The 21,587-nt window shown below is 61.9% G+C and carries 18 protein-coding genes; 6 read left to right on the forward strand and 12 right to left on the reverse strand.

The window, feature by feature from the left end; all coding sequences use genetic code 11:
* Positions 1–252: 252 nt before the first annotated feature.
* From argR to acs, 6 genes are all read right to left on the reverse strand, one after another.
* On the reverse strand, positions 253–1,233 hold the full coding sequence (gene argR, locus MFF34_RS17265) for a transcriptional regulator ArgR (RefSeq protein WP_027593085.1): 981 nt from the start codon (positions 1,231–1,233) through the stop codon (positions 253–255).
* Between the two features lie 104 nt (positions 1,234–1,337).
* Positions 1,338–2,102, reverse strand: coding sequence for an arginine/ornithine transport ATP-binding protein AotP (gene aotP / locus MFF34_RS17270; protein WP_027593086.1), 765 nt, complete (start codon positions 2,100–2,102; stop codon positions 1,338–1,340).
* A gap of 22 nt (positions 2,103–2,124) precedes the next feature.
* Entirely contained in the window at positions 2,125–2,823 is a 699-nt protein-coding gene (locus tag MFF34_RS17275; RefSeq protein WP_027593087.1) for an ABC transporter permease, read from the reverse strand.
* The gene (locus MFF34_RS17280; protein ID WP_027593088.1) at positions 2,820–3,509 is read right to left on the reverse strand and encodes an ABC transporter permease; all 690 of its coding nucleotides are present in this window, start codon (positions 3,507–3,509) and stop codon (positions 2,820–2,822) included. Before MFF34_RS17280 ends, MFF34_RS17275 begins: the two co-directional genes overlap by 4 nt.
* An 88-nt stretch (positions 3,510–3,597) precedes the next feature.
* Positions 3,598–4,383 carry an ABC transporter substrate-binding protein gene (locus tag MFF34_RS17285; RefSeq protein WP_027593089.1) on the reverse strand — a complete coding sequence of 262 codons (786 nt, stop codon included), beginning with the start codon at positions 4,381–4,383 and terminating at the stop codon, positions 3,598–3,600.
* A 624-nt stretch (positions 4,384–5,007) separates the two neighbouring features.
* Entirely contained in the window at positions 5,008–6,969 is a 1,962-nt protein-coding gene (gene acs, locus MFF34_RS17290) for an acetate--CoA ligase (protein WP_027593090.1), read from the reverse strand.
* A gap of 408 nt (positions 6,970–7,377) precedes the next feature.
* Between acs and MFF34_RS17295 the strand changes: the two genes are divergently transcribed.
* Complete coding sequence (locus tag MFF34_RS17295; RefSeq protein WP_027593091.1) at positions 7,378–7,632, forward strand: DUF2790 domain-containing protein; 255 nt, start codon at positions 7,378–7,380, stop codon at positions 7,630–7,632.
* Positions 7,633–7,704: 72 nt separating this feature from the next.
* On the opposite strand, the gene MFF34_RS17300 is transcribed toward MFF34_RS17295, so the two are convergent.
* Positions 7,705–9,264 (reverse strand): sigma-54-dependent phenylalanine hydroxylase transcriptional regulator PhhR, encoded by a 1,560-nt coding sequence (locus tag MFF34_RS17300; RefSeq protein ID WP_027593092.1) that lies wholly within the window; start codon positions 9,262–9,264, stop codon positions 7,705–7,707.
* 256 nt (positions 9,265–9,520) lie between these two features.
* Between MFF34_RS17300 and phhA the strand changes: the two genes are divergently transcribed.
* The 4 genes from phhA to MFF34_RS17315 all read left to right on the forward strand — a co-directional run bounded on the left by phhA (position 9,521) and on the right by MFF34_RS17315 (position 12,316).
* The gene (phhA, locus tag MFF34_RS17305) at positions 9,521–10,309 is read left to right on the forward strand and encodes a phenylalanine 4-monooxygenase (RefSeq protein WP_027593093.1); all 789 of its coding nucleotides are present in this window, start codon (positions 9,521–9,523) and stop codon (positions 10,307–10,309) included.
* Between the two features lie 37 nt (positions 10,310–10,346).
* A complete protein-coding gene (locus MFF34_RS17310) occupies positions 10,347–10,703 on the forward strand; it encodes a 4a-hydroxytetrahydrobiopterin dehydratase (protein WP_027593094.1) in 357 nt (118 codons plus the stop codon).
* A 189-nt stretch (positions 10,704–10,892) separates the two neighbouring features.
* Positions 10,893–11,021, forward strand: a complete 129-nt coding sequence (locus MFF34_RS28105; RefSeq protein ID WP_256214942.1) for a hypothetical protein — start codon at positions 10,893–10,895, stop codon at positions 11,019–11,021.
* 95 nt (positions 11,022–11,116) lie between these two features.
* Positions 11,117–12,316 carry an MFS transporter gene (locus MFF34_RS17315; RefSeq protein WP_099430130.1) on the forward strand — a complete coding sequence of 400 codons (1,200 nt, stop codon included), beginning with the start codon at positions 11,117–11,119 and terminating at the stop codon, positions 12,314–12,316.
* A gap of 121 nt (positions 12,317–12,437) precedes the next feature.
* On the opposite strand, the gene MFF34_RS17320 is transcribed toward MFF34_RS17315, so the two are convergent.
* Positions 12,438–15,458 carry an FAD-binding and (Fe-S)-binding domain-containing protein gene (locus MFF34_RS17320; RefSeq protein ID WP_238215477.1) on the reverse strand — a complete coding sequence of 1,007 codons (3,021 nt, stop codon included), beginning with the start codon at positions 15,456–15,458 and terminating at the stop codon, positions 12,438–12,440.
* Between the two features lie 151 nt (positions 15,459–15,609).
* Here MFF34_RS17320 and MFF34_RS17325 point away from each other — a divergent pair, with 151 nt between their 5' ends.
* The gene (locus tag MFF34_RS17325) at positions 15,610–16,494 is read left to right on the forward strand and encodes a LysR substrate-binding domain-containing protein (protein ID WP_027593098.1); all 885 of its coding nucleotides are present in this window, start codon (positions 15,610–15,612) and stop codon (positions 16,492–16,494) included.
* Positions 16,495–16,613: 119 nt separating this feature from the next.
* Here MFF34_RS17325 and MFF34_RS17330 read toward each other — a convergent pair whose 3' ends face one another.
* From MFF34_RS17330 to MFF34_RS17345, 4 genes are all read right to left on the reverse strand, one after another.
* Complete coding sequence (locus MFF34_RS17330; RefSeq protein ID WP_172960378.1) at positions 16,614–18,032, reverse strand: amino acid permease; 1,419 nt, start codon at positions 18,030–18,032, stop codon at positions 16,614–16,616.
* A gap of 659 nt (positions 18,033–18,691) precedes the next feature.
* The gene (gene rluB / locus MFF34_RS17335; RefSeq protein ID WP_027593100.1) at positions 18,692–19,792 is read right to left on the reverse strand and encodes a 23S rRNA pseudouridine(2605) synthase RluB; all 1,101 of its coding nucleotides are present in this window, start codon (positions 19,790–19,792) and stop codon (positions 18,692–18,694) included.
* Positions 19,793–20,061: 269 nt separating this feature from the next.
* Positions 20,062–20,841 (reverse strand): SMC-Scp complex subunit ScpB, encoded by a 780-nt coding sequence (scpB, locus tag MFF34_RS17340; protein WP_238215479.1) that lies wholly within the window; start codon positions 20,839–20,841, stop codon positions 20,062–20,064.
* Positions 20,828–21,586 (reverse strand): ScpA family protein, encoded by a 759-nt coding sequence (locus tag MFF34_RS17345; protein WP_238215578.1) that lies wholly within the window; start codon positions 21,584–21,586, stop codon positions 20,828–20,830. Before MFF34_RS17345 ends, scpB begins: the two co-directional genes overlap by 14 nt.
* Position 21,587 lies beyond the last annotated feature (1 nt).

Below are 21,587 nucleotides of genomic sequence, written 5' to 3' on the forward strand. Positions count from 1 at the left end.
GGCGCTTCGCAGCACAAGGCTGCTCCCACATCTGTTTCGGGCCAGTTACGCCTGTACCTACGCGCGCGACCGCCTTGTTTGTTCCACACGATATCGAGGTGGACGCCAAAAGGGCCGCGCGCCTCTGCCTCAGGACTCATTGGCCCGAAACAGATGTGGGAGCAGCCTTGTACTGCGAAGCGCCGCGCGGGCGGCGCTCGATTTCGGCGCCGCCCTCACCCCCAAGGCATTCGCCCGAACCCAACCAGAATCTCAGCCCTTTTCAGCCGGCGCCGAGCTCAACTCGAACGGGCTGCTGTTACGCCGCTGGTTGCGATCTTCCCGCGGCGTCGCGCCAAAGAAATTGCGGTAGGCACTGGAAAAATGCGGCCCGGAAGAGAACCCGCACGACAAGCCGATCTGGATGATCGACTTGCTGGTCTGCATCAGCATCTGCCGCGCCTTGTTCAGCCGCAACTCGAGGTAATACTGGCTGGGCACGCGGTTCAGGTACTGCTTGAAGATCCGCTCCAGCTGCCGACGCGACACGCACACATGCTGGGCAATCTCGTCGGTGGTCAGCGGCTCTTCGATGTTGGCTTCCATCAGCAGCACAGCCTGGGTCAGTTTGGGGTGGCTGGAGCCCAAGCGGTTTTGCAACGGAATGCGCTGACGCTCGCCGCCCTCGCGAATGCGCTCGACCACCAGCTCCTCGGACACCGCCCCCGCCAGCTCCGCGCCATGATCACGCGCCAGCACGGCCAGCAACAGGTCGGTCACCGCCATACCACCACAGGCAGTCAGGCGGTCGCGGTCCCAGTCGAACAGGTGGCTGGTAGCGATGACTTTGGGGAAGCGCTCGGCAAAATCATCCTGCCAGCGCCAGTGCACTGCCGCGCGGTAACCGTCGAGCAGGCCAAGCTGCGCCAGCGGATACACACCGGCAGACAAGCCACCGATCATGCAACCACTGCGCGCCAGTTGTTTGAGTGCGGTCGACAGCACCGAACCCACGGCCTGCGGCGGCTCGTCGGCCAGCAACAAGAGCTTCTGGCACCCTTCGAGGCGGCCATTCCACGGCTCGCCCGGCAAGCGCCAAGCGCCCTCTACCGCCGGCTCGGCCTGCAGAAACGCCAAGTCGTAGACCACATCCGGATGCACCCGCTGGGCCACCTGCAACACTTCCTCGGCCAGCGCCAGGGTCAAGGGCTTGGTGCTGGGCCAAATGAGAAAACCGATTCGCTGGGTGGTCATAGGGTGCGGTCCGAAACCTTGGGGGGCGTTCACGTCAGTGGCACAGGGTCAGGCTGCGCTCGCTGCGCAGCATGCCCTATTCTGGTGCAAAGATGCAGCCTACTTTACTTGAGGCTGCCGGAGAGGAACTGCTTGAGCCGCTCCGATTGCGGGTTGGCCAGTACCTCGCGCGGGCAGCCGGTCTCTTCGACCAGGCCCTTGTGCAGGAACACCAACTGGTTCGACACCTCGCGGGCAAAGCCCATCTCGTGGGTCACCACCACCATGGTCCGGCCTTCCTGGGCCAGCGCCTGCATGACCTTGAGCACATCGCCCACCAGCTCGGGGTCGAGGGCCGAGGTCGGCTCGTCGAACAGCATCACCTCAGGCTCGACGGCCAGGGCACGGGCAATCGCCACGCGCTGCTGCTCACCACCGGACATGTGCCCCGGGAAGGCATCCTTGCGGTGGGCCACACCCACCTTGGCCAGGTAGTACTCGGCCTTTTCCAGGGCCTCTTTCTTGCTCACCCCGAGCACGTGCACGGGGGCTTCGATGACGTTCTCCAACGCGGTCATGTGCGACCACAGGTTGAAATGCTGGAACACCATCGACAGGCGCGAGCGCATGCGCTGCAACTGGCGCGCGTCGGCCGCCTTGAGCGCGCCATCCTTGCCGGCGACCAGTTTCAGCTCTTCGTTATTGAGCAGAATCTTGCCGGCGTGGGGCTGCTCCAGCAGGTTGATGCAGCGCAGGAAGGTCGACTTGCCCGAACCGCTGGAGCCGATGATGCTGATCACATCGCCTGCCTTGGCCGCCAGGGACACGCCCTTGAGCACTTCATGGCTGCCATAGCGCTTGTGCAGGTCTTGGACTTCGAGTTTGTACATGCTGTCGATTCTCACAAAGCGGTCAGTGCTTGCGCGGCGCCAGGTAGCCGAGCCAGCGGCGTTCGGCCATCTTGAACAGGCGCACCAGGATGAAGGTCAGGCACAGGTAGAACACGCCCGCCGTGATGTAGGCCTCGAAAGGCAGGTAGTACTGGGCATTGACCGTGCGCGCCGCACCCGTGATGTCGATCAGGGTGACGATCGACGCCAGGCTGGTGGTCTGCAGCATCATGATCACTTCGTTGCTGTACTGCGGCAATGCCCGGCGCAAGGCCGAGGGCAGCAGGATGCGGCGGTACATCTTGAAGCGCGACATGCCCATGGCCTTGGCCGCTTCGATCTCGCCATGGGGCGTGGCCTTGAGGCTGCCGGCGATGATTTCTGCGGTGTAGGCGCTGGTGTTGACGGCAAAGGCCAGGCAAGCGCAGAAGGTCGCACTGGACAGCAGCGGCCAGAAGATGCTCTCGCGCACCGCTTCGAACTGGGCCAGGCCGTAGTAGATCAGGAACAACTGCACCAGCATCGGCGTGCCGCGGATCACATAGGTGTACAGCCAGGCGGTAAGATTCACCAGCGGCTGCTTGGACACCCGCATCAGCCCCAGCGGAATCGCCGCGAGCAAACCGAACAACAGCGACAGCGCCAGCAGCTTCAGGGTGGTCAGCAACCCGCCCAAGTACAGCGGCATGGCCTCCCACACCACGTTGTAGTCGAAGATCATAGTTCAACCACCTTGACGCCTACCGAGTAGCGTTTTTCAAGATACTTCAGCGCCAGCAGCGAGACACTGGTCAGCACCAGGTACAGGGCCGCCACCGCCAGGAAGAAGGTGAAGGGTTCACGGGTAGCGTCCGCCGCCTGCTTGGCCTTGAACATCATGTCCTGCAGGCCGACCACCGAAATCAGCGCCGTGGCCTTGGTCAGCACCAGCCAGTTGTTGGTGAAGCCCGGGATGGCCAGGCGGATCATCTGCGGCACCTGGATGCGGAAGAACACCTGACGGTTGCTCATGCCATAAGCCACGCCGGCTTCGGCCTGGCCCTTGGGGATGCCGAGGAAGGCGCCGCGGAAGGTTTCCGACAGGTAGGCGCCAAAAATGAAGCCCAAGGTCCCGATACCCGCCGCTAGCGGATTCAGGTCGATGTAGTCTTCGTAGCCGAGCAGCGGCGCTACCCGGTTGATGATGTCTTGCCCGCCGTAGAAGATCAGCAGGATCAGTACCAAGTCCGGAATACCACGGATGACCGTGGCATACATATCGCCCAGCCAAGCCAGCCAGCGCACCGGCGACAAGCGCAGCGCCACACCGATCAGGCCGAGCACGATGGCCAGGGCCATCGACGACAGGGCGAGCTGCAGCGTCAGCCACGCCCCGTCGAGGATGACTGCCCCGTAGCCTTTCAACATGATGAGGTCCTCGACCTAGAGAATGAAAAATGGTGCAAACCTCAGAGCCTCTGCTGTTTGCACCATTGCACAGGTTTAACCCGACGTCTTACTTCGAGTCTGGACCGTAGATATCGAAATTGAAGTACTTGGCTTCGATTTGTTTGTACTTACCGTTGGCACGGATGGCGTCGATGGCCGCGTTGATGCGGTCGACGTTGGCCTTGTCGCCCTTGCGCACGGCAATACCGATGCCGTCACCGAAGTACTTGGCGTCGGTGAATGCTGGGCCTACGAACGCGAAGCCTTTACCAGCGTCGGTCTTCAGGAAGCCATCTTCCAGCAGGGTGGCGTCAGCCACGGTGCCATCGAGGCGACCGGCCGCGACATCCAGGTAGATTTCGTTCTGGGTGCCGTAAGGGACCACGGTGGCACCTTTGGCGCCCAGCACTTCCTTGGCGAAGCGGTCATGGATCGAGCCACGCTGCACGCCGATCTTCTTGCCCTGCAGTTCGTTGAGGCTGTCGCTGACGGTGGTGCCTTCCTTCATGACCAGGCGCGCCGGGGTCAGGTAGTAGCGCTTGGTGAAGTCGACCGATTTCTTGCGGTCTTCGGTGATCGACATCGACGACAGGATAGCGTCGATCTTGCGCACCTTCAGTGCCGGGATCAGGCCGTCGAACTCTTGCTCGACCCAGGTGCACTTGGCTTTCATCTCTTCACACAGGGCATTGCCGATGTCGTAGTCGAAACCGGCGATGCTGCCGTCGGGCTGCTTGAAGGCGAAGGGTGGGTAAGCGGCTTCGATACCGATTTTCAACGGTTTTTCATCGGCCTGCGACACCAGGGAAAACACGGACAGCGCCAGGGCGCCAAGCAGTGCGAGCTTCTTCATCAGGTAACTCCATCGGTACGGGGCAATACAAGGCAGGGTAACAACTGCCCGATATGCGAATGGGTACAACGCGAGCCGCGCAGGGTTCGACCAAGGCCGCAGACCACGAGCGAGTGAGTGGCATTTTAACGACAGCCCGGTAGTCGATATTTCTTCAAAGCGACAACTACTTACAGAAGCGCTTGAAACCACTGCGGGCGATGTTGACAGCCATTGCAAAACATGCAAAGGCGCAAGGAAAATAACCTATAGACCTAGCAATTACTGGGCCTATTATTCGCAAAGCCTTGTACGACGGCAAGTGTAGCGTGCTGTGTTGCAGAAAATGGCTCGGCGAACGCACCGAAACAGGTCATGACTGTTTCCGCTCGCCCCGCGCCTGTGCGTAATCGGTGACAGAAGAGTTACCGATGAATGTCGGGTAACAGTAAAGCAAAAAACCCCGCCGGTTGCCCGTGCGGGGTTTTCTGACACATACACACCCCTGTAGGAGCGGCCTTGTGTCGCGATGGGGCGCGAAGCGGCCCCACCATTTCAGCTTCGCAACTGGCAATGCCGGGGCCGCTTTGCGGCCCTTTCGCGACACAAGGCCGCTCCTACAAGGGCTCGCGCTTTGCTCCAATATCAGGCCGTAGCCAGGTTCATGGCCTTGTGCGTGTCGATCAGATGCTGCACCACACCTGGGTCGGCCAGGGTCGAGATATCACCCAGCGAGCCGTATTCTGCCGTGGCGATCTTGCGCAGGATACGCCGCATGATCTTGCCCGAGCGCGTCTTCGGCAACCCTGGCGCCCACTGGATCACATCCGGCGAGGCAATCGGGCCGATCTCCTTGCGCACCCAGTTCTTCAGCTCCAGGCGCAATTGCTCGCTAGGCTCCACGCCGGCATTGAGGGTGACATAGACATAGATGCCCTGGCCCTTGATGTCGTGCGGCACGCCCACCACTGCCGCTTCGGCAACCTTGGAATGGGCAACCATGGCGCTTTCGATCTCGGCAGTCCCCATGCGGTGGCCAGACACGTTGAGCACGTCGTCCACACGCCCGGTAATCCAGTAGTAGCCATCCTCGTCGCGGCGCGCGCCGTCACCGGTGAAGTACATGCCCCGGAAGGTTTTGAAGTAGGTGTCGACGAAGCGGTCGTGGTCGCCATACAGGGAGCGCGACTGGCCCGGCCAGGAATCGAGAATCACCAGGTTGCCTTCGGCAGCGCCATCGATCAGGTTGCCCAGGTTATCCACCAGCGCCGGCACCACGCCGAAGAACGGACGGGTCGCCGAACCCGGCTTGAGACCAGTGGCGCCCGGCAGTGGGCTGATCAGGATGCCGCCGGTCTCAGTCTGCCACCAGGTGTCGACGATCGGGCAACGCTCCTTGCCGACGGTCTTGTAGTACCAGTTCCACGCTTCGGGGTTGATCGGCTCGCCGACCGAACCCAACAGGCGCAGGCTGGACCCATCAGCACCCTCTACCGCAGCCTGCCCTTCGGCCATCATGGCGCGGATTGCGGTCGGTGCGGTGTAGAGGATATTGACCTTGTGCTTGTCGACGATCTTCGACACACGGGTGATGTCCGGGTAGTTCGGCACGCCTTCGAACAGCAAGGTGGTGGCGCCGTTGGCCAGCGGGCCGTAGACGATGTAGCTGTGGCCGGTGACCCAGCCAACGTCGGCGGTGCACCAATAGACTTCACCTGGGCGGTAGTCGAACACGCGCTCGTGGGTCAGCGCGGCGTAAACCAGGTAACCCCCGGTGGTGTGCAGCACGCCCTTGGGCTTGCCGGTGGAGCCAGAGGTGTAAAGGATGAACAGCGCTTCTTCAGCGCCCATCTCTTTCGGCGCGCAGTGGCTGGAGGCCACTTTCATCAGGTCTTCGTACCAGATGTCGCGGTGTTGGTGCCAGGCGATATCGCCACCGGTGCGCTTGCACACGATGATCTTCTGCACGCTGCTCGTCTCAGGGTTAGTCAGCGCCAGGTCGACGTTGCCTTTGAGCGGCGTACGGCGCCCGCCACGCACACCTTCGTCGGCGGTGATCACCACCTTGGACTTGCAGTCGATGATTCGGCCAGCCAACGCCTCAGGGGAGAAGCCGCCGAATACCACCGAGTGGATTGCACCGATGCGGGCGCAGGCCAGCATGGCGACCACGGCCTCGGGGATCATCGGCATATAGATAGTCACCACATCGCCACGGTGCACGTCTTGGCCGCGCAGGGCGTTGGCGAACTTGCAGACCTGCTCGTGGAGCTCGCGGTAGGTGATGTTGCGGTGCTCGGAAGGGTCGTCGCCCTCCCAGATAATCGCCAGCTGGTCGCCACGCTCTTCGAGGTGACGGTCCAGGCAGTTTGAGGAAACGTTCAGAGTGCCGTCGGCAAACCACTTGATATCGACATGGTGGTCATCGAACGAGGTCTGCTTGACCTTGGTGAACGGCTTGATCCAGTCGAGACGCTGGGCCTGCTCGCGCCAGAAGCCGTCCGGGTTGATCACCGATTGCTGGTACATGGCCTTGTAGGTGGCCTCGTCGGTCAGGGTAGTGGCCGCAACCTCGGGACGAACGGGATACAGTGGAGCCGCACTCATCTGTGTTACCTCGGTGTAATAGTTGTTTTTGTATGGAACCGTTTGTAACTGTACCAGAGCGGCAAAAGCCATTCGACGTTGGTAGTAAAGCAGCGGATTTTGGTACTGACGTACGAGCAAACCGCTCTAGCACGCGGCTCGCAGCCCTGGGCAGAAAGAATCGCGATTTTTTTCGCGCGATTGTTACAGATTCTGTCAAAACACTTTATCAAAAGTCCCACTGTTTCAGCGGTTGCCACCTGCCTAGAATTCATCTCGCCAACAACGGCAAGGCGATTAACTTCTGGCAACAGCCCCCACGAAGGCAAGCGTTAATCACCCGCTAAATCCCGATCGTTAAAACTAGCAGTACTCGCGGCGCCACAAGCGCCGCGCACCCCCTCACGACCTTAGACAGGTAAATAGAAAATGAAAGCGTTACTGGTATTGGTACTTGGCAGTCTTTGCGGCGCGGCAATGGCCGGCGAAGCAAACGATGCCGAGCAGATTCCGGTTGAACAGTACAGTTACTCGCAGCACTTGGACATTGCCCGCGTCATCTCCATGAGCGAAGTGCCCAACGTCTGTGAAGTCGTGCCCGCCCGCATGACCTACGAGGACTCCCAGGGCCAGAAGCACATTCTTGAATACCGCGTGATGGGGAACGGTTGCTCTAACGGCTAACCCTTGAGATCGGGGCCCCGCTGGGGCCCTTCGCGGGTTTCCCCGCGAACAAATAAACCCAGTCGGCTGGCATTATTCAGTTGACTTGCCCAATGCATAATCCCGCAACTTATTGGCAATCGTGGTGTGCGAAACACCCAGTCTTTTGCCCAGCGCGCGACTACTTGTAAATTCCCCCATCAAACTTTCCAGCACGGCTTTTTCAAAACGGCCGACAATCTGTGAAAGGTCCCCTTCCAATGAAAACTCTCCCAACGGTTGCCGCACACCGTAGTCCGGCAACCGTATATGTTCACTTTTAACTACACCACCTTCACATAACGAAACCGCCTGGAACAATACGTTCTCCAGTTGCCGTACGTTGCCTGGCCAGTGGTACTGGCTTAGTTTATCCATCGCGGCCGGTAATAACCGTGGCAAGGCGCAGCCGATCTGCCGACTGGCCTGGTCGAGAAAGTGCTGCACCAAGCCTTCCAGCCCGTCCATGCACTCACGCAATGGCGGAATGTGCAGCGACAGCACGTTGAGGCGGTGGTACAGGTCCTGGCGGAACTCACCGCGCGCGCACAGCTCGGACAAATCCACCTGGGTGGCGCAGATCACTCGCACATCCAGGTACACCTCTTCATCACTGCCTACGCGGCGAAAGCAACCGTCCTGCAGAAAGCGCAGCAGTTTCACCTGCAAACGCGGGCTCATCTCCCCTACCCCGTCAAGGAACAGCGTGCCGCCGGCCGTCAGCTCCAGCAGGCCCAGCTTGCCCTCGGCCCGCGCACCCTCGAAAGCACCCGGCCCGTAGCCGAACAGCTCGGTCTCGGCCATGGATTCTGGCAACCCCGCACAATTGAGCGCCATGAGCGGCGACTGCCCGCGCGGGCTGGCCAGGTGGCAGGCACGTGCCAGCAACTCCTTGCCGGTACCGGTCTCCCCTTCGATCAGCAACGGGGCATCCAAGGGCGCCATGCGCCGCGCCTCGCGCACCACCGCCGCCATCACCCGCGAGCTTTGGAAGATACTGTCAAAGCCGCGCAGCTCCTGCTTGCGCACGTTGTAGATGCGCTCACCGATACGGTCGGCCCGGTGCAGGGTAAGCACCGCGCCGGCCAGCGCCTCGCTGTCGTCATGCTCGGATTGCAAAGGGGCGATGTCGGCGAGAAACACATCCCCTTTCACCTTGACCCGCAGGCCATTGATGCGCGACTTGTTGGCGCGCACCAACTCGGGCAGGTCGAAGTCTTCCACATAACGCGCCAGCGGCATGCCCGGCACCTCGTCGACGCGCACCCCGAGCAACTGCGCCGCAGTGCGGTTGGCGGCGACGATGCTGCCGCCCATGTCGATCGACAGTACCGGAAAGTCCAACGCACCCAGCAACGCGTTCAGCTCCATGTGCCGGCGCTCGCTGGGCATCAAGCCGACGCGTTTGACGCCGAACACCCCGGCAATGGCTTCGAACTTGGGCCGCAGTGCCTGAAACTGCAAGTTGATCAGGTTCGGGCAGTGCAGGTAGATGGCGTTGCCATGGTCGCCGCCCACCTCACCACGCAGCACGTTGATGCCGTACTCCACCAACAGGTTGAGGATGTCGCGAAGGATGCCGATGCGGTTCTGGCAATGCACTTTGATACGCATGAACGCTCTCGAAGCGCCGAAGTTTTTCAACCGGACGCAGAAAATTCGTAAAGATAAGCTGACAAAAACCCGTAAACCATCAGCCCTTTGTCCCGGATTTTCCGACACCTACGCCTTTTTGTAAAATTATCGTTACGAACCAGGGCCAATCCTGGAATGGGGTGGCCACCCTACCCCCGTGCAAATCGGGCAATGAGGGGATATTCCTAAGGTATGTCGTGGACATAACAAGAAAAGCCCTCACCAGGAGAGCCACATGAAACAGACGCAATACGTGGCACGCGAGCCCGATGCGCATGGTTTTATCGACTACCCGCAGCAAGAGCATGCGGTGTGGAACACGCTGATCACGCGTCAGCTGAAAGTCATCGAAGGGCGTGCCTGCCAGGAATACCTGGACGGCATCGATCAGTTGAAGCTGCCCCACGACCGTATCCCGCAATTGGGCGAGGTCAACAAGGTCTTGGGCGCCACCACCGGCTGGCAGGTTGCCAGGGTGCCAGCGCTGATCCCCTTCCAGACGTTCTTCGAACTGCTGGCCAGCAAGCGCTTCCCGGTCGCCACGTTCATCCGCACGCCGGAAGAGCTGGACTACCTGCAGGAGCCCGACATCTTCCACGAGATCTTCGGCCACTGCCCGCTGCTGACCAACCCGTATTTCGCCGAATTCACCCACACCTACGGCAAGCTCGGCTTGGCTGCGACCAAGGAACAGCGCGTTTACCTGGCGCGCCTGTACTGGATGACCATCGAGTTCGGCCTGATGGAGACCCCGCAAGGTCGCAAGATCTATGGCGGCGGCATCCTCTCTTCGCCGAAAGAAACGGTCTACAGTCTGTCGAACGAACCGGAACATCAGGCGTTCGACCCGATCGAGGCGATGCGCACGCCGTACCGTATCGACATTCTGCAGCCGCTGTACTTCGTGCTGCCGAACCTCAAGCGCCTGTTCGACCTGGCCCATGAAGACATCATGGGCATGGTGCAGCAGGCCATGCAGTTGGGCCTGCACACCCCCAAGTTTCCACCCAAGGTTGCTGCCTGAAGCCACCTGATAACAACTCGAACTGGAAAAAGACACCATGAATGCCTTGAACCAAGCCCACTGCGAAGCCTGCCGCGCCGACGCCCCGAAAGTCAGTGACGAAGAGTTGGCCGAGCTGATTCGCGAAATCCCGGACTGGAACATCGAAGTGCGTGACGGCCACATGGAGCTGGAGCGCGTGTTCAAGTTCAAGAACTTCAAGCACGCCCTGGACTTCACCAACGCCGTGGGTGAAATCGCTGAAGCCGAAGGCCACCACCCCGGCCTGCTGACCGAGTGGGGCAAAGTCACCGTGACCTGGTGGAGCCACTCGATCAAAGGCCTGCACCGCAACGATTTCATCATGTGCGCGCGCACCGACAAGGTGGCCGAGACGGCCGAAGGCCGTAAGTAACAAGGGAAAACGGGGCCGCAATGGCCCCGTTTTTTATAAGGCAAATGTCCGCTATTCGCCCGTAAAACCGACAAACGAACGGGAAAAATTTCAAACTGTCATCCAGACTGCTGTATCCTGCCCCAGCTTTTTAAAGCCCCACACGCGCCTGGCGCAGCCTTTTCACTCACACTTGCGAGGAACGACGAGATGCATGAAATCCCGAATCTTCCCTTCCCAAGCCTGAACCCAGAAGAGCAAACCGTTACCGTCCATGCCGAGCCGACGCCTGCCGTCGATCAGGATGGTGACGATCAATCCAGCGCTGACCAGGAATAACTGCGCATCCCCCGACTGTGTGAAAACGGCTGACCTGCGGGCCACCCCCGTCATCACGTTTTCACACCGTCCAGAACTCTGCCACGAAGGCCCCCATGCCCCACTCACCGCGCCCTCTTGCGGTCACCCTGCAAGTCGTCTCCATCGTCCTCTTCACCTTTATCGGCTACCTGAACATCGGCATCCCCCTGGCCGTATTGCCTAGCTATGTGCATAACGACCTGGGCTTCAGCGCCGTGGTCGCCGGCCTGGTGATCAGCGTGCAATACCTCGCCACGTTGCTCAGCCGCCCGACGGCCAGCCGCATCATCGACAACCTCGGCAGCAAGAAGGCGGTGATGTATGGCCTGGCCGGTTGTGGGCTCAGCGGCGTATTCATGCTGGCTTGCGCCTTTCTCACCCACCTGCCCTGGCTGAGCCTGACCTGCTTGCTGATCGGCCGCCTGGTGCTGGGCAGCGCCGAAAGCCTGGTGGGCTCTGGCGCCATCGGCTGGGGCATCGGCCGGGTGGGCGCTGAGAATACCGCCAAGGTCATCTCCTGGAACGGCATTGCCAGCTATGGCGCTCTGGCCATTGGCGCGCCGCTGGGGGTGCTGATGGTCAAGACACTGGGGCTATGGAGCATGGGCGTGAGCATCATGCTGCTGTGCGCGGCCGGCCTTCTGCTGGCCTGGCCCAAGCGCGCGGCGCCCATCGTCAGCGGCGTGCGCCTGCCATTCCTGAGCGTATTGGGCAAGGTGTTCCCGCATGGCTCAGGCCTGGCCTTGGGCTCGATCGGCTTTGGCACCATCGCCACGTTCATCACCTTGTACTACGCCAGCCGCGACTGGCCGAATGCCGCACTGACCTTGAGCCTGTTCGGCGCCAGCTTCATCAGTGCCCGCCTGTTGTTCGGCAACCTGATCAATCGCATCGGTGGTTTTCGCGTGGCGATCGCCTGCCTTTCGGTGGAGACCGTGGGGTTGTTGATGCTGTGGCTGGCACCCAGTGCCGAGCTGGCATTGGCAGGCGCGGCACTGAGTGGGTTTGGTTTTTCGCTGGTGTTCCCGGCGCTGGGCGTGGAAGCGGTGAACCAGGTGTCGGCGGCCAACCGCGGCGCTGCGGTTGGGGCGTATTCGCTGTTCATCGATTTATCGCTGGGGATTACCGGCCCGCTGGTGGGCGCGGTGGCGGCGGGGTTCGGGTTTGCTTCGATGTTCTTGTTTGCGGCGGGGGCTGCGGCGTGCGGGCTGGTGTTGAGCCTTTACCTGTACAGGCAGGCGCGCCGGGCTCGGGATACCCTGCAGCAGTCTTGATTATGCAGTGGCTGTACCGGCCTCTTCGCGGGCAAGCCCGCTCCCACAGGAATCACCATAACCGTCGAGCCAACGGTATCCCTGTGGGAGCGGGCTTGCCCGCGAAGAGGCCGGCGCAGGTTTAGCGCTGCGCGTACTGCAACACCACTTCCAGCGGATGGCGCATCTGCCGTTCGGTCATGCGCTTGACCTGGCTACGGCACGAATACCCCGTCGCCAGCGGTTCATCTTGCTTGTCCAGCTTGGTCGCCCAAGACTGCTCGAAGATGGTCCGCGAGGTCTCCTGGTTTCGCGCTTCATGCCCATAAGTACCGGACATGCCACAGCAACCCGTAGCCTCGGTCACCAGCTTCAAGCCCAGGCGGGCAAACACTTGCTCCCATTGACGGGTGCTGGCCGGCACGTTGGTCTTCTCGGTGCAGTGCGCCATCAGGCGGAAGCTGCCAGCATTGGCAGCCGCTTGCTCGGGCAATGCATCCATCAACCATTCCTGCGGCAACAGCACCTTCGGGCAGTCTTCCAGGCCTGGCACCTTCTGGTACTCCTGGCGATAGACCAAGGTCATCGCCGGGTCCAACCCCACCAGCGGTACACCACAATCGGCCAGGGCCTTGAGCTGGGTGCCATTACGGATCGCCGCCTTGGCGAACGCGCCAAGGAAGCCCTGTACGTGCAGCGGTTTGCCGTTGGCACTGTACGGCGCCAGGAACACCCGGTGGCCAAGGCGGTGCGCCAGGTCGATGAACGCGGCCAGCAGCGGCGTCTCGAAGTAACGGGTGAAGGCATCCTGCACCAGCACGATGCTGCGCTCACGCTGGGCCGGGGTCAGCTCGCGCAGCGCTGGCACGCTGGCCACGCCAACGCGGCAGCGGGTCAGGGTCGCCTGGAAGTTGAAACGGCTGATCAGCGGGCTGTCGACCATGCCGACCTTGTCGGCCAACAGCTTGCTCACCCACTTCGAGCCCATCACCGCGTTATACAGCCCCGGCGCATGCGCCAGGTACGGAATGGTGAACTCCAGCGAACCGATCAGGTAATCCCGCAATGGGCGCTGGTAGCGGCCGTGGTACAGCTCGAGGAAACGCGAGCGGAAGTCCGGCACGTTGACCTTGATCGGGCACTGCCCCGCGCAGGACTTGCACGCCAGGCAACCGGCCATGGCGTCGTAGACCTCGTGAGAGAAGTCCGCCTGCCCCTGGTCACGCCCGCGGTTGTTGCGCAGCCGTGCCGGCAGGCCCTTGAGCCAGGACACCTTGTTACGCGCCGCCGCCAGCACGTCGATATCCGCCGCGCCTTGCAAACGCAGCCACTCACGCATCAACGAGGCACGGCCCTTGGGCGAATGCTGACGCTCCCGGGTGGCCTTCCACGACGGGCACATGGCATCGTTGGGGTCGTAGTTGTAGCAGGCGCCATTGCCGTTACAGTGCACAGCACTGCTGAAGTCCTGCCAGACACGCTCGTCGATGGTGCGGTCGAGGTCGCCGCGCAAGGTCACGCCATCGACCCGGGTCAGGCCTTCGGCGCTGTCGGGTGGGGTGCAGATCTTGCCGGGGTTGAGCTGGTTGCGCGGGTCGAAAGCGCCTTTCAGGCGCTGCAGCGCCGGGTACAGCTCGCCAAAATATTCGGGCACGTATTCTGAACGCAGGCCCTTGCCGTGCTCACCCCACAGCAGGCCGCCGTAGCTTTTGGTCAGCGCCGCCACGGCATCGGAGATCGGCTTGACCAGCGCGGCCTGGGCCGGGTCTTTCATGTCCAGCGCCGGGCGCACGTGCAGTACACCGGCATCGACGTGGCCAAACATGCCATAGGCCAGGCCGTAGCCATCCAGCAATGCGCGGAAGTCGGCGATGTAGTCGGCCAACTGCTCCGGCGGTACTGCGGTGTCTTCCACGAACGGCTGCGGGCGCACCTCGCCCTCGACGTTGCCCAGCAGGCCCACCGAGCGTTTGCGCATGGTGTAAACGCGGGTGACCGCCTCGGCGCCCTCGGCCAGGGTGTGCCCCAGGCGCTCGACGCTGGTGTCGTTTTGCAGGTGCTGGATGAACGCCTGCACCCGTGCATTGACCTCGTCCGGCTGATCGCCGCAGAACTCCACCAGGTTGATACCCAGGGTCGGGCGCTCGGGGTCGGCCGGGAAATACTCGGCGACGCTGTGCCAGACGATGTCCTTCATGGCCAGCATCAGCACCTTGGAGTCGACCGTTTCGATCGACAGCGGCTTGTGCGCCATCAGCGCATTGGCGTCACGCAGCGCGTCCATGAAGCTGGTGTAGCGGACGTTGACCAGTACCGCGTATTTCGGGATCGGCAGCACATTGAGCTTGGCTTCGACCACGTAGCCTAGCGAACCTTCGGCGCCGCACAGCACGCTGTTGAGGTTGAAGCGCCCCTGCTCGTCGCGCAGGTGTGCCAGGTCGTAACCCGTCAGGCAGCGGTTGAGCTTGGGGAAGGTGCTTTCGATCAGCTCGGCCTGGGTTTCCTGGATCTCGCGGGCCACACGGTAGACCTCGCCAACCCGGCCAGGCGCTTCACAGGCCTGCGCCAGCGCAGCGTCATCGATGGGCAGGCTGTGCAGGCGCTCACCACCGAGCAGCACGCTGTGCAGTTCGAGCACGTGATCGCGGGTCTTGCCGTAGGTGCAGCTGCCCTGGCCGCTGGCATCGGTGTTGATCATGCCGCCGACGGTGGCGCGGTTGGAGGTGGACAGCTCAGGAGCGAAGAACAGCCCGTGGGGCTTGAGCGCGGCATTGAGCTGGTCCTTGACCACACCGGCCTGGACCCGCACCCAACGCTCCTCGGCGTTGATTTCGAGGATGGTGTTCATGTGCCGCGACAGGTCGACGACGATGCCATCGGTCAGCGACTGGCCGTTGGTGCCGGTGCCGCCGCCACGCGGGGTCAGTTTGACCTGGGCAAAGCGCGCCTCGGCCATCAGCGTGGCGACCCGCGCCACGTCATCGGCGTCACGTGGGAACACCGCTGCCTGGGGCAGGCGCTGGTAAATCGAGTTGTCGGTGGCCAGCACGGTACGGGTGGCGTAATCGGCACTGATCTGGCCACGGAAGCCGCTGTTACGCAGGGCCTCGAGGAATTCGGGGTAGTTGGCGGTCGGTGCACTGGTCGGCAGCTGGGCGATCATCGACGGATGGCCTCTTGATATGGGCTAATTCACGGAAAACCTGTCAAGCCGGCATGGGTTGTTTCACACCAGATGACGAATAGGCCAATGTTCCTGTAGTTTCGCGCCAAGGGCAAACGGATAATCCTGCCGCTATCGATGACTTTTATGAATGAATTACCGCCACCTGACACCGTCCATGTCGCTGCTGCTGGCGTTCGAGGCTGCCGCCCGGCATGAAAGCTATACCCGCGCCGCCGCCGAACTGTCGTTGACCCAAAGCGCTGTCAGCCGCCAGGTGCAGGCACTGGAGCAGCAATTGGGGTTGACGCTGTTCCGCCGCGAGGGGCGCCAGGTGCAGCTGACCGACGTCGGCCGGCTGTACCAGCGCGAGCTGAGCGAAGCCTTGGGGCGCATCCGCAGCGCCACCTTACAGGCGCTGGCCTACCAATCGGGTGTCGGCACGTTGCGCCTGGCCACCCTGCCCACCTTCGGCTCGAAATGGCTGCTGCCGCGGCTGCATGCGTTCTACAGCGCCCACCCGGGCATGCTGGTGCATATCCATTCACGGATCGAAGCGATCAACTTCGACACCAGCGAGATCGATGCGGCAATCGGTGTGGCGAGCCACGACCTGCCGGGGCTGATCTGCCACCGCCTGCACGCCGAAGAACTGCTGGTGATTCTGCCGCCAGAGGCAGGCGCCGACGCGCATGGCTGGAGCCCCGCCCGGGTTAGCGAAGAAGTGCTGCTGAACGTCGCCAACAACCCGCATGCCTGGGGCGAGTGGTTCTCGCACCACAGCCTGCCGCACCGGGCGATGCGCCTGGGGCCGAGCTTCGAGCTGACGTCGCATTTGATCCAAGCGGTACGGGCCGGCATCGGCATCGGCCTGGTGCCGCGGATATTGGTGGAAGAGGAACTGGCCAAGGGCGAGCTGTTCAGCCCCGGCGAGGCGTTTGCCAGCCAACGCAGCTATTACCTGATCTATCCGCCACGCAACGAAGCGCTGCCGTCGTTGCGGGCGTTTCGCAGCTGGTTGCTGGAGCAGATCTGAGTTTTGTGCTGGTTACACTGGCCTCTTCGCAGCACAAGGCTGCTCCTACAAGGGGCGCTTAACCCAAAAAACCCGATGCCAGTCACCTGGCATCGGGTTTTTCTTGCCGCCTATGGCGTTTACTTGGCCACAGTACCGGCAGCCCCGTTAGCCTGCGCGTCACGCTTAGGCTTGATGAGGTAGAAGAGGAACATCACCACCACCCACACCGGAATCGCATACACCGAGATCTGGATACCCGGGATCTGCAGCATGATGCCCAGGATCAGCACCACGAAAGCCAGGCAGATGTAGTTGCCGTAGGGGTACCACAGCGCCTTGAACAGCGGCTTCTGGCCGGTGCGGTTCAGGTGCTGGCGGAACTTCAGGTGCGAGTAGCTGATCATCGCCCAGTTGATCACCAGGGTCGCCACGACCAGCGACATCAGCAACTCCAGCGCATTCTGCGGGATGAAGTAGTTGAGCAGCACGGCAATCAGGGTCACCGCCGCCGAGACCAGAATCGAACGCACCGGCACACCGCGCTTGTCGACCTTTGCCAGGGCCGCCGGGGCGTCACCCTGCTCGGCCATGCCCAGCAGCATGCGGGCGTTGCAGTAGGTGCCGCTGTTGTACACCGACAATGCTGCGGTCAGGACCACGAAGTTCAGCAGGTGGGCGGCCACATCGCTGCCCAGCAGGGAGAACACCTGCACGAACGGGCTGCTGCCGTAGCTGCCGCCGGACGCGTCGATGCTGGCGACCAGGTTGTCCCATGGGGTCAGCGACAACAGCACGACCAACGCGCCGATGTAGAAGATCAGGATGCGGTAGATGACCTGGTTGATAGCCTTGGGGATCACGGTTTTCGGTTTGTCGGCCTCGGCTGCGGTAAAACCGAGCATCTCCAGGCCACCGAAGGAGAACATGATAAACGCCAGGGCCATGACCAGGCCGCTGACACCATGCGGGAAGAACCCACCGTGTGCCCACAGGTTGGTCACCGACGCGTCCGGGCCACCGCTGCCGCTGGTCAGCAGGTAGGCACCCAGGCCGATCATGCCGACGATGGCCACGACCTTGATGATCGCGAACCAGAACTCGGCCTCACCGAATACTTTCACGTTCATCAGGTTGATGAAGTTGATCAGCAGGAAGAAGCCCGCCGCCGTGACCCAGGTCGGGATCTCTGGCCACCAGTAGTGGATGTACTTGCCGACCGCCGTCAGTTCCGACATGCCCACCAGGATGTACAGCACCCAGCAGTTCCAGCCCGACATGAAGCCTGCGAAACCGCCCCAGTATTTGTGGGCAAAGTGGCTGAACGAACCGGCCACCGGCTCTTCGACGATCATCTCGCCCAACTGGCGCATGATCATGAAGGCGATGAAGCCGCAGATGGCGTAGCCAAGGATCATCGACGGGCCGGCGGATTTCATCACGCCTGCCGAGCCGAGGAACAGACCCGTACCAATCGCACCACCGAGAGCGATCAACTGGATGTGGCGGTTCTTCAGGCCCCGCTTTAGCTCGCCTGAATGCATGTTTTGTCCACTCATGAACGAAGTCACCTGCATTGTTTTTATCTGTGACGAAATCGGACCCACCGCGCTCGTGGCGCAGCGGAATGGGCAAGGTGGTTACCTTGGGTTTCTTGAACGCGGGCGCCGCCGAGGCGGTTCAGCCGGGTGTGATCAAGAGTGCGCGGTACGCAAGAGGGTCACAGGTAAAACGCGGCGCACTGTATACCCCTGCAAGCGCGCAGGCGTCAACGCGTTGCGTCATTTCCTTGGGAAAAAACGCAGCGATCCTGTGGTGTGAGCCTTGAAAGGCGGAGTGATCGGCGTACATGGCGCCTCCATTTGTTGTTTTGTCAGCACGCCTCTGTGGGCGAGCTCTTGCACACGGCAATGCCTGCTATATCAGCGTGCGGCGGGGGTTTGGGCAATAGGTAGGCAGGGTAGACGGGGTGTGCTGGCGACGTGGGCGCGGCAAGTTCTGTTTACAGGTCTAGGAAAATACGCATTCGATGGCCAGAAAGGGATGATTTTGTATAAAAAACGTTACACGGTGGTTTGCCAGCTTTCCACTCGTCAGAAAAAGGGTGATTGATCAATAAGTTGGGGCCGCTTCACGCCCCAGGTCCGCGCTTCATTCGGATTGGGTGGAGGCGAAAAAAAACCAGCCCGAAGGCTGGTTTTTTATCTCACGCTGCGGATCAACCGCGCGGCTTGCCGCGGCCACGGCCTGCCGGCTTGTCGCCCTCTGGCTTGCCGGTACGCTTGCGCATCTCGCTCGGGCGCTCGGCCACCGTGCTGCCACGGTTGCCTTTGCGTGGCGCTTCGTCACGCGACGGGCGCGCTGGGCGCTCGGCGGCGGTGTCACGCGGCTGACGCGCTGGGCGCTCGCCAGCCGTCGCATCGCTGGCCGGGCGCAGGTTACGCACGCGCTCGCCACGCCCCATCGGACGGCTCGACTTGCGCTGCATGCGCTCCATCTTGTCCTTGGCCTTGAGGTTCAAGGTCGGCAGCGCCACCGGCTGCAGGCCCACTTCGGCGGCCAGGATGTCGATTTCGCCCTGGGTCATTTCGCGCCAGCGGCCCATCGGCAGGTCGGAGTTGAGGAACACCGGGCCGAAACGCACGCGCTTCAGGCGGCTGACCACCATGCCCTGGGACTCCCACAGGCGACGCACTTCGCGGTTACGGCCTTCCATCACCACGCAGTGGTACCAATGGTTGAAGCCTTCGCCGCCCGGGGCCTTCTGGATGTCGGTGAACTTGGCCGGGCCGTCTTCGAGCATCACGCCCGCCTTCAGGCGCTCGATCATCTCGTCGTCGACCTCACCCCGTACACGCACCGCGTATTCACGGTCCATCTCGTAGGACGGGTGCATCAGGCGGTTGGCCAATTCACCGTCGGTGGTGAACAGCAACAGGCCGGTGGTGTTGATGTCCAGGCGGCCGATGTTGATCCAGCGCCCTTCTTTAGGGCGCGGCAGGCGGTCGAACACCGTCGGGCGGCCTTCCGGGTCGTCACGGGTGCAGATCTCGCCGTCGGGCTTGTTGTACATGATCACGCGGCGGGTGGCCTCGGCGGCTTCCTCGCGCTTGATCAGCTTGCCGTCGACAGCGATGGCATCGTGCAGGTCGACGCGTTGGCCGAGGGTAGCGGCAACGCCATTGACCTTGATCCGGCCCTGGCTGATCCAGGCCTCGACGTCACGGCGCGAACCGACGCCAATGCGCGCCAGCACTTTCTGCAGCTTTTCGCCGGATGGAGGGGTAATTTCGGTATTTTGCAGGTCTTGCTCACTCATCTGGGCACCTCCCGGTGTAGGAATGAAAAAGGGGTCTTGGCGACGAACGCGCCAAAGGGCCGCGCATCATACGCGGTTCGTGTCGGGAACGCACTGGAGCGTAGTGGGTTTTGTGGGGGCTGGATGGGTTTTCTGCCCAATGGTTTGGCGTTGGCAGTGCCGGCCTCTTCGCGGGGCAAGCCCGCTCCCACACAGAATGCCTGAAGCTTGCTACTTACCTGTGGGAGCGGGCTTGCCCCGCGAAGAGGCCGGCACTGGTGGTAGAGGGTTCAGGGCTGTACCGGGTCTTCACCCTCAACCGAAGGCTCTGGCTCAACCACGTCCTGCTCGCGCAAATCATCGAAGTCGGTCTTCAACCCTTCTTCCATCGCATCCAGCTCCACCAGCAAGCTGCGGAAGCTGGTCTCATCCTTCGGCGCCTCGGCTTCAGCCTCATCCCCCAGGCTTGCATCAGCCAACGCCTGAAGGTGCGCAGGCACCGGCGCCTCGTCGGGGTCGAGCAAGGGTTCGGGCTCCATCTCGCGCAACTCGGCCAACGCCGGCAGCTCTTCGAGGCTCTTGAGGTTGAAGTGGTCGAGAAAGGCCTTGGTGGTGGCGAACATCGCCGGCCGGCCCGGCACTTCGCGGTAGCCGACGATGCGGATCCACTCGCGCTCCATCAGGGTCTTGATGATGTTGCTGTTCACCGCCACACCGCGCACGTCTTCGATTTCGCCACGGGTGATGGGCTGGCGGTAAGCGATCAGCGCCATGGTCTCGAGCAGCGCACGGGAATAGCGCTGCGGCCGCTCCTCCCACAGGCGCCCGACCCAAGGGGCAAAGTCTTCGCGGATCTGCAGGCGATAACCGGTGGCCACTTCCTTGAGTTCGAAAGCGCGGCCATTGCACGACTTGCAGAGTACTTCCAGGGCCTTCTTGAACACCTTGGGCTCAGGGCGCTCCGCCTCTTCGAACAACTCGTACAGGCGCTCAAGGGACTGCGGTTTGCCCGAGGCAAGCAGAAAGGCTTCGATCAGCGACGCCAGGTCGCGGGGTTCATTCAGGTTCATCAGGTTCTTCAACAAACTCGGCGCGAAGCCGCACGTGGATCGCGGCGAAAGCCTCATTCTGCACCAGTTCGATCAGCGATTCCTTCACCAGCTCAAGAATCGCCATGAACGTCACCACCACGCCCAGCTTGCCCTCTTCTGCCGTAAACAGCTCGACAAAGGGCACAAATGCGCCGCCCTTGAGGCGGTCGAGCACCTGGCTCATGCGCTCGCGGGTCGACAGCGTCTCGCGGGTGATCTGGTGGCTTTCGAACAGGTCATTGCGGCGCATGACGTCGGCCATCGAGACCAGCAGCTCCTCCAGGCTGACCTGGGGCAGCAGCTTGCGCACCTTGGCCTGGGGGGCTTCCAGGCGTGGCACGACAATATCGCGGCCCACCCGCGGCAACACGTCGATACCTTCAGCCGCCGCCTTGAAGCGCTCGTATTCCTGCAAGCGGCGGATCAGCTCGGCGCGCGGGTCGCCCTCTTCTTCCTCGATTTCGGTGGAACGCGGCAACAGCATGCGCGATTTGATCTCGGCCAGCATGGCAGCCATGACCAGGTATTCGGCAGCCAGCTCCAGGCGCACGCTTTTCATCAGCTCGACATACCCCATGTACTGGCGGGTGATCTCTGCCACGGGGATGTCGAGGATGTCGATGTTCTGTTTGCGGATCAGGTACAGCAGCAGGTCCAACGGGCCTTCGAACGCTTCAAGAATGACTTCAAGAGCGTCCGGTGGGATGTACAAGTCCACCGGCATC

The sequence above is a fragment of the Pseudomonas sp. PAGU 2196 genome (assembly GCF_022179005.1).
Lineage (GTDB): Bacteria > Pseudomonadota > Gammaproteobacteria > Pseudomonadales > Pseudomonadaceae > Aquipseudomonas > Aquipseudomonas kermanshahensis.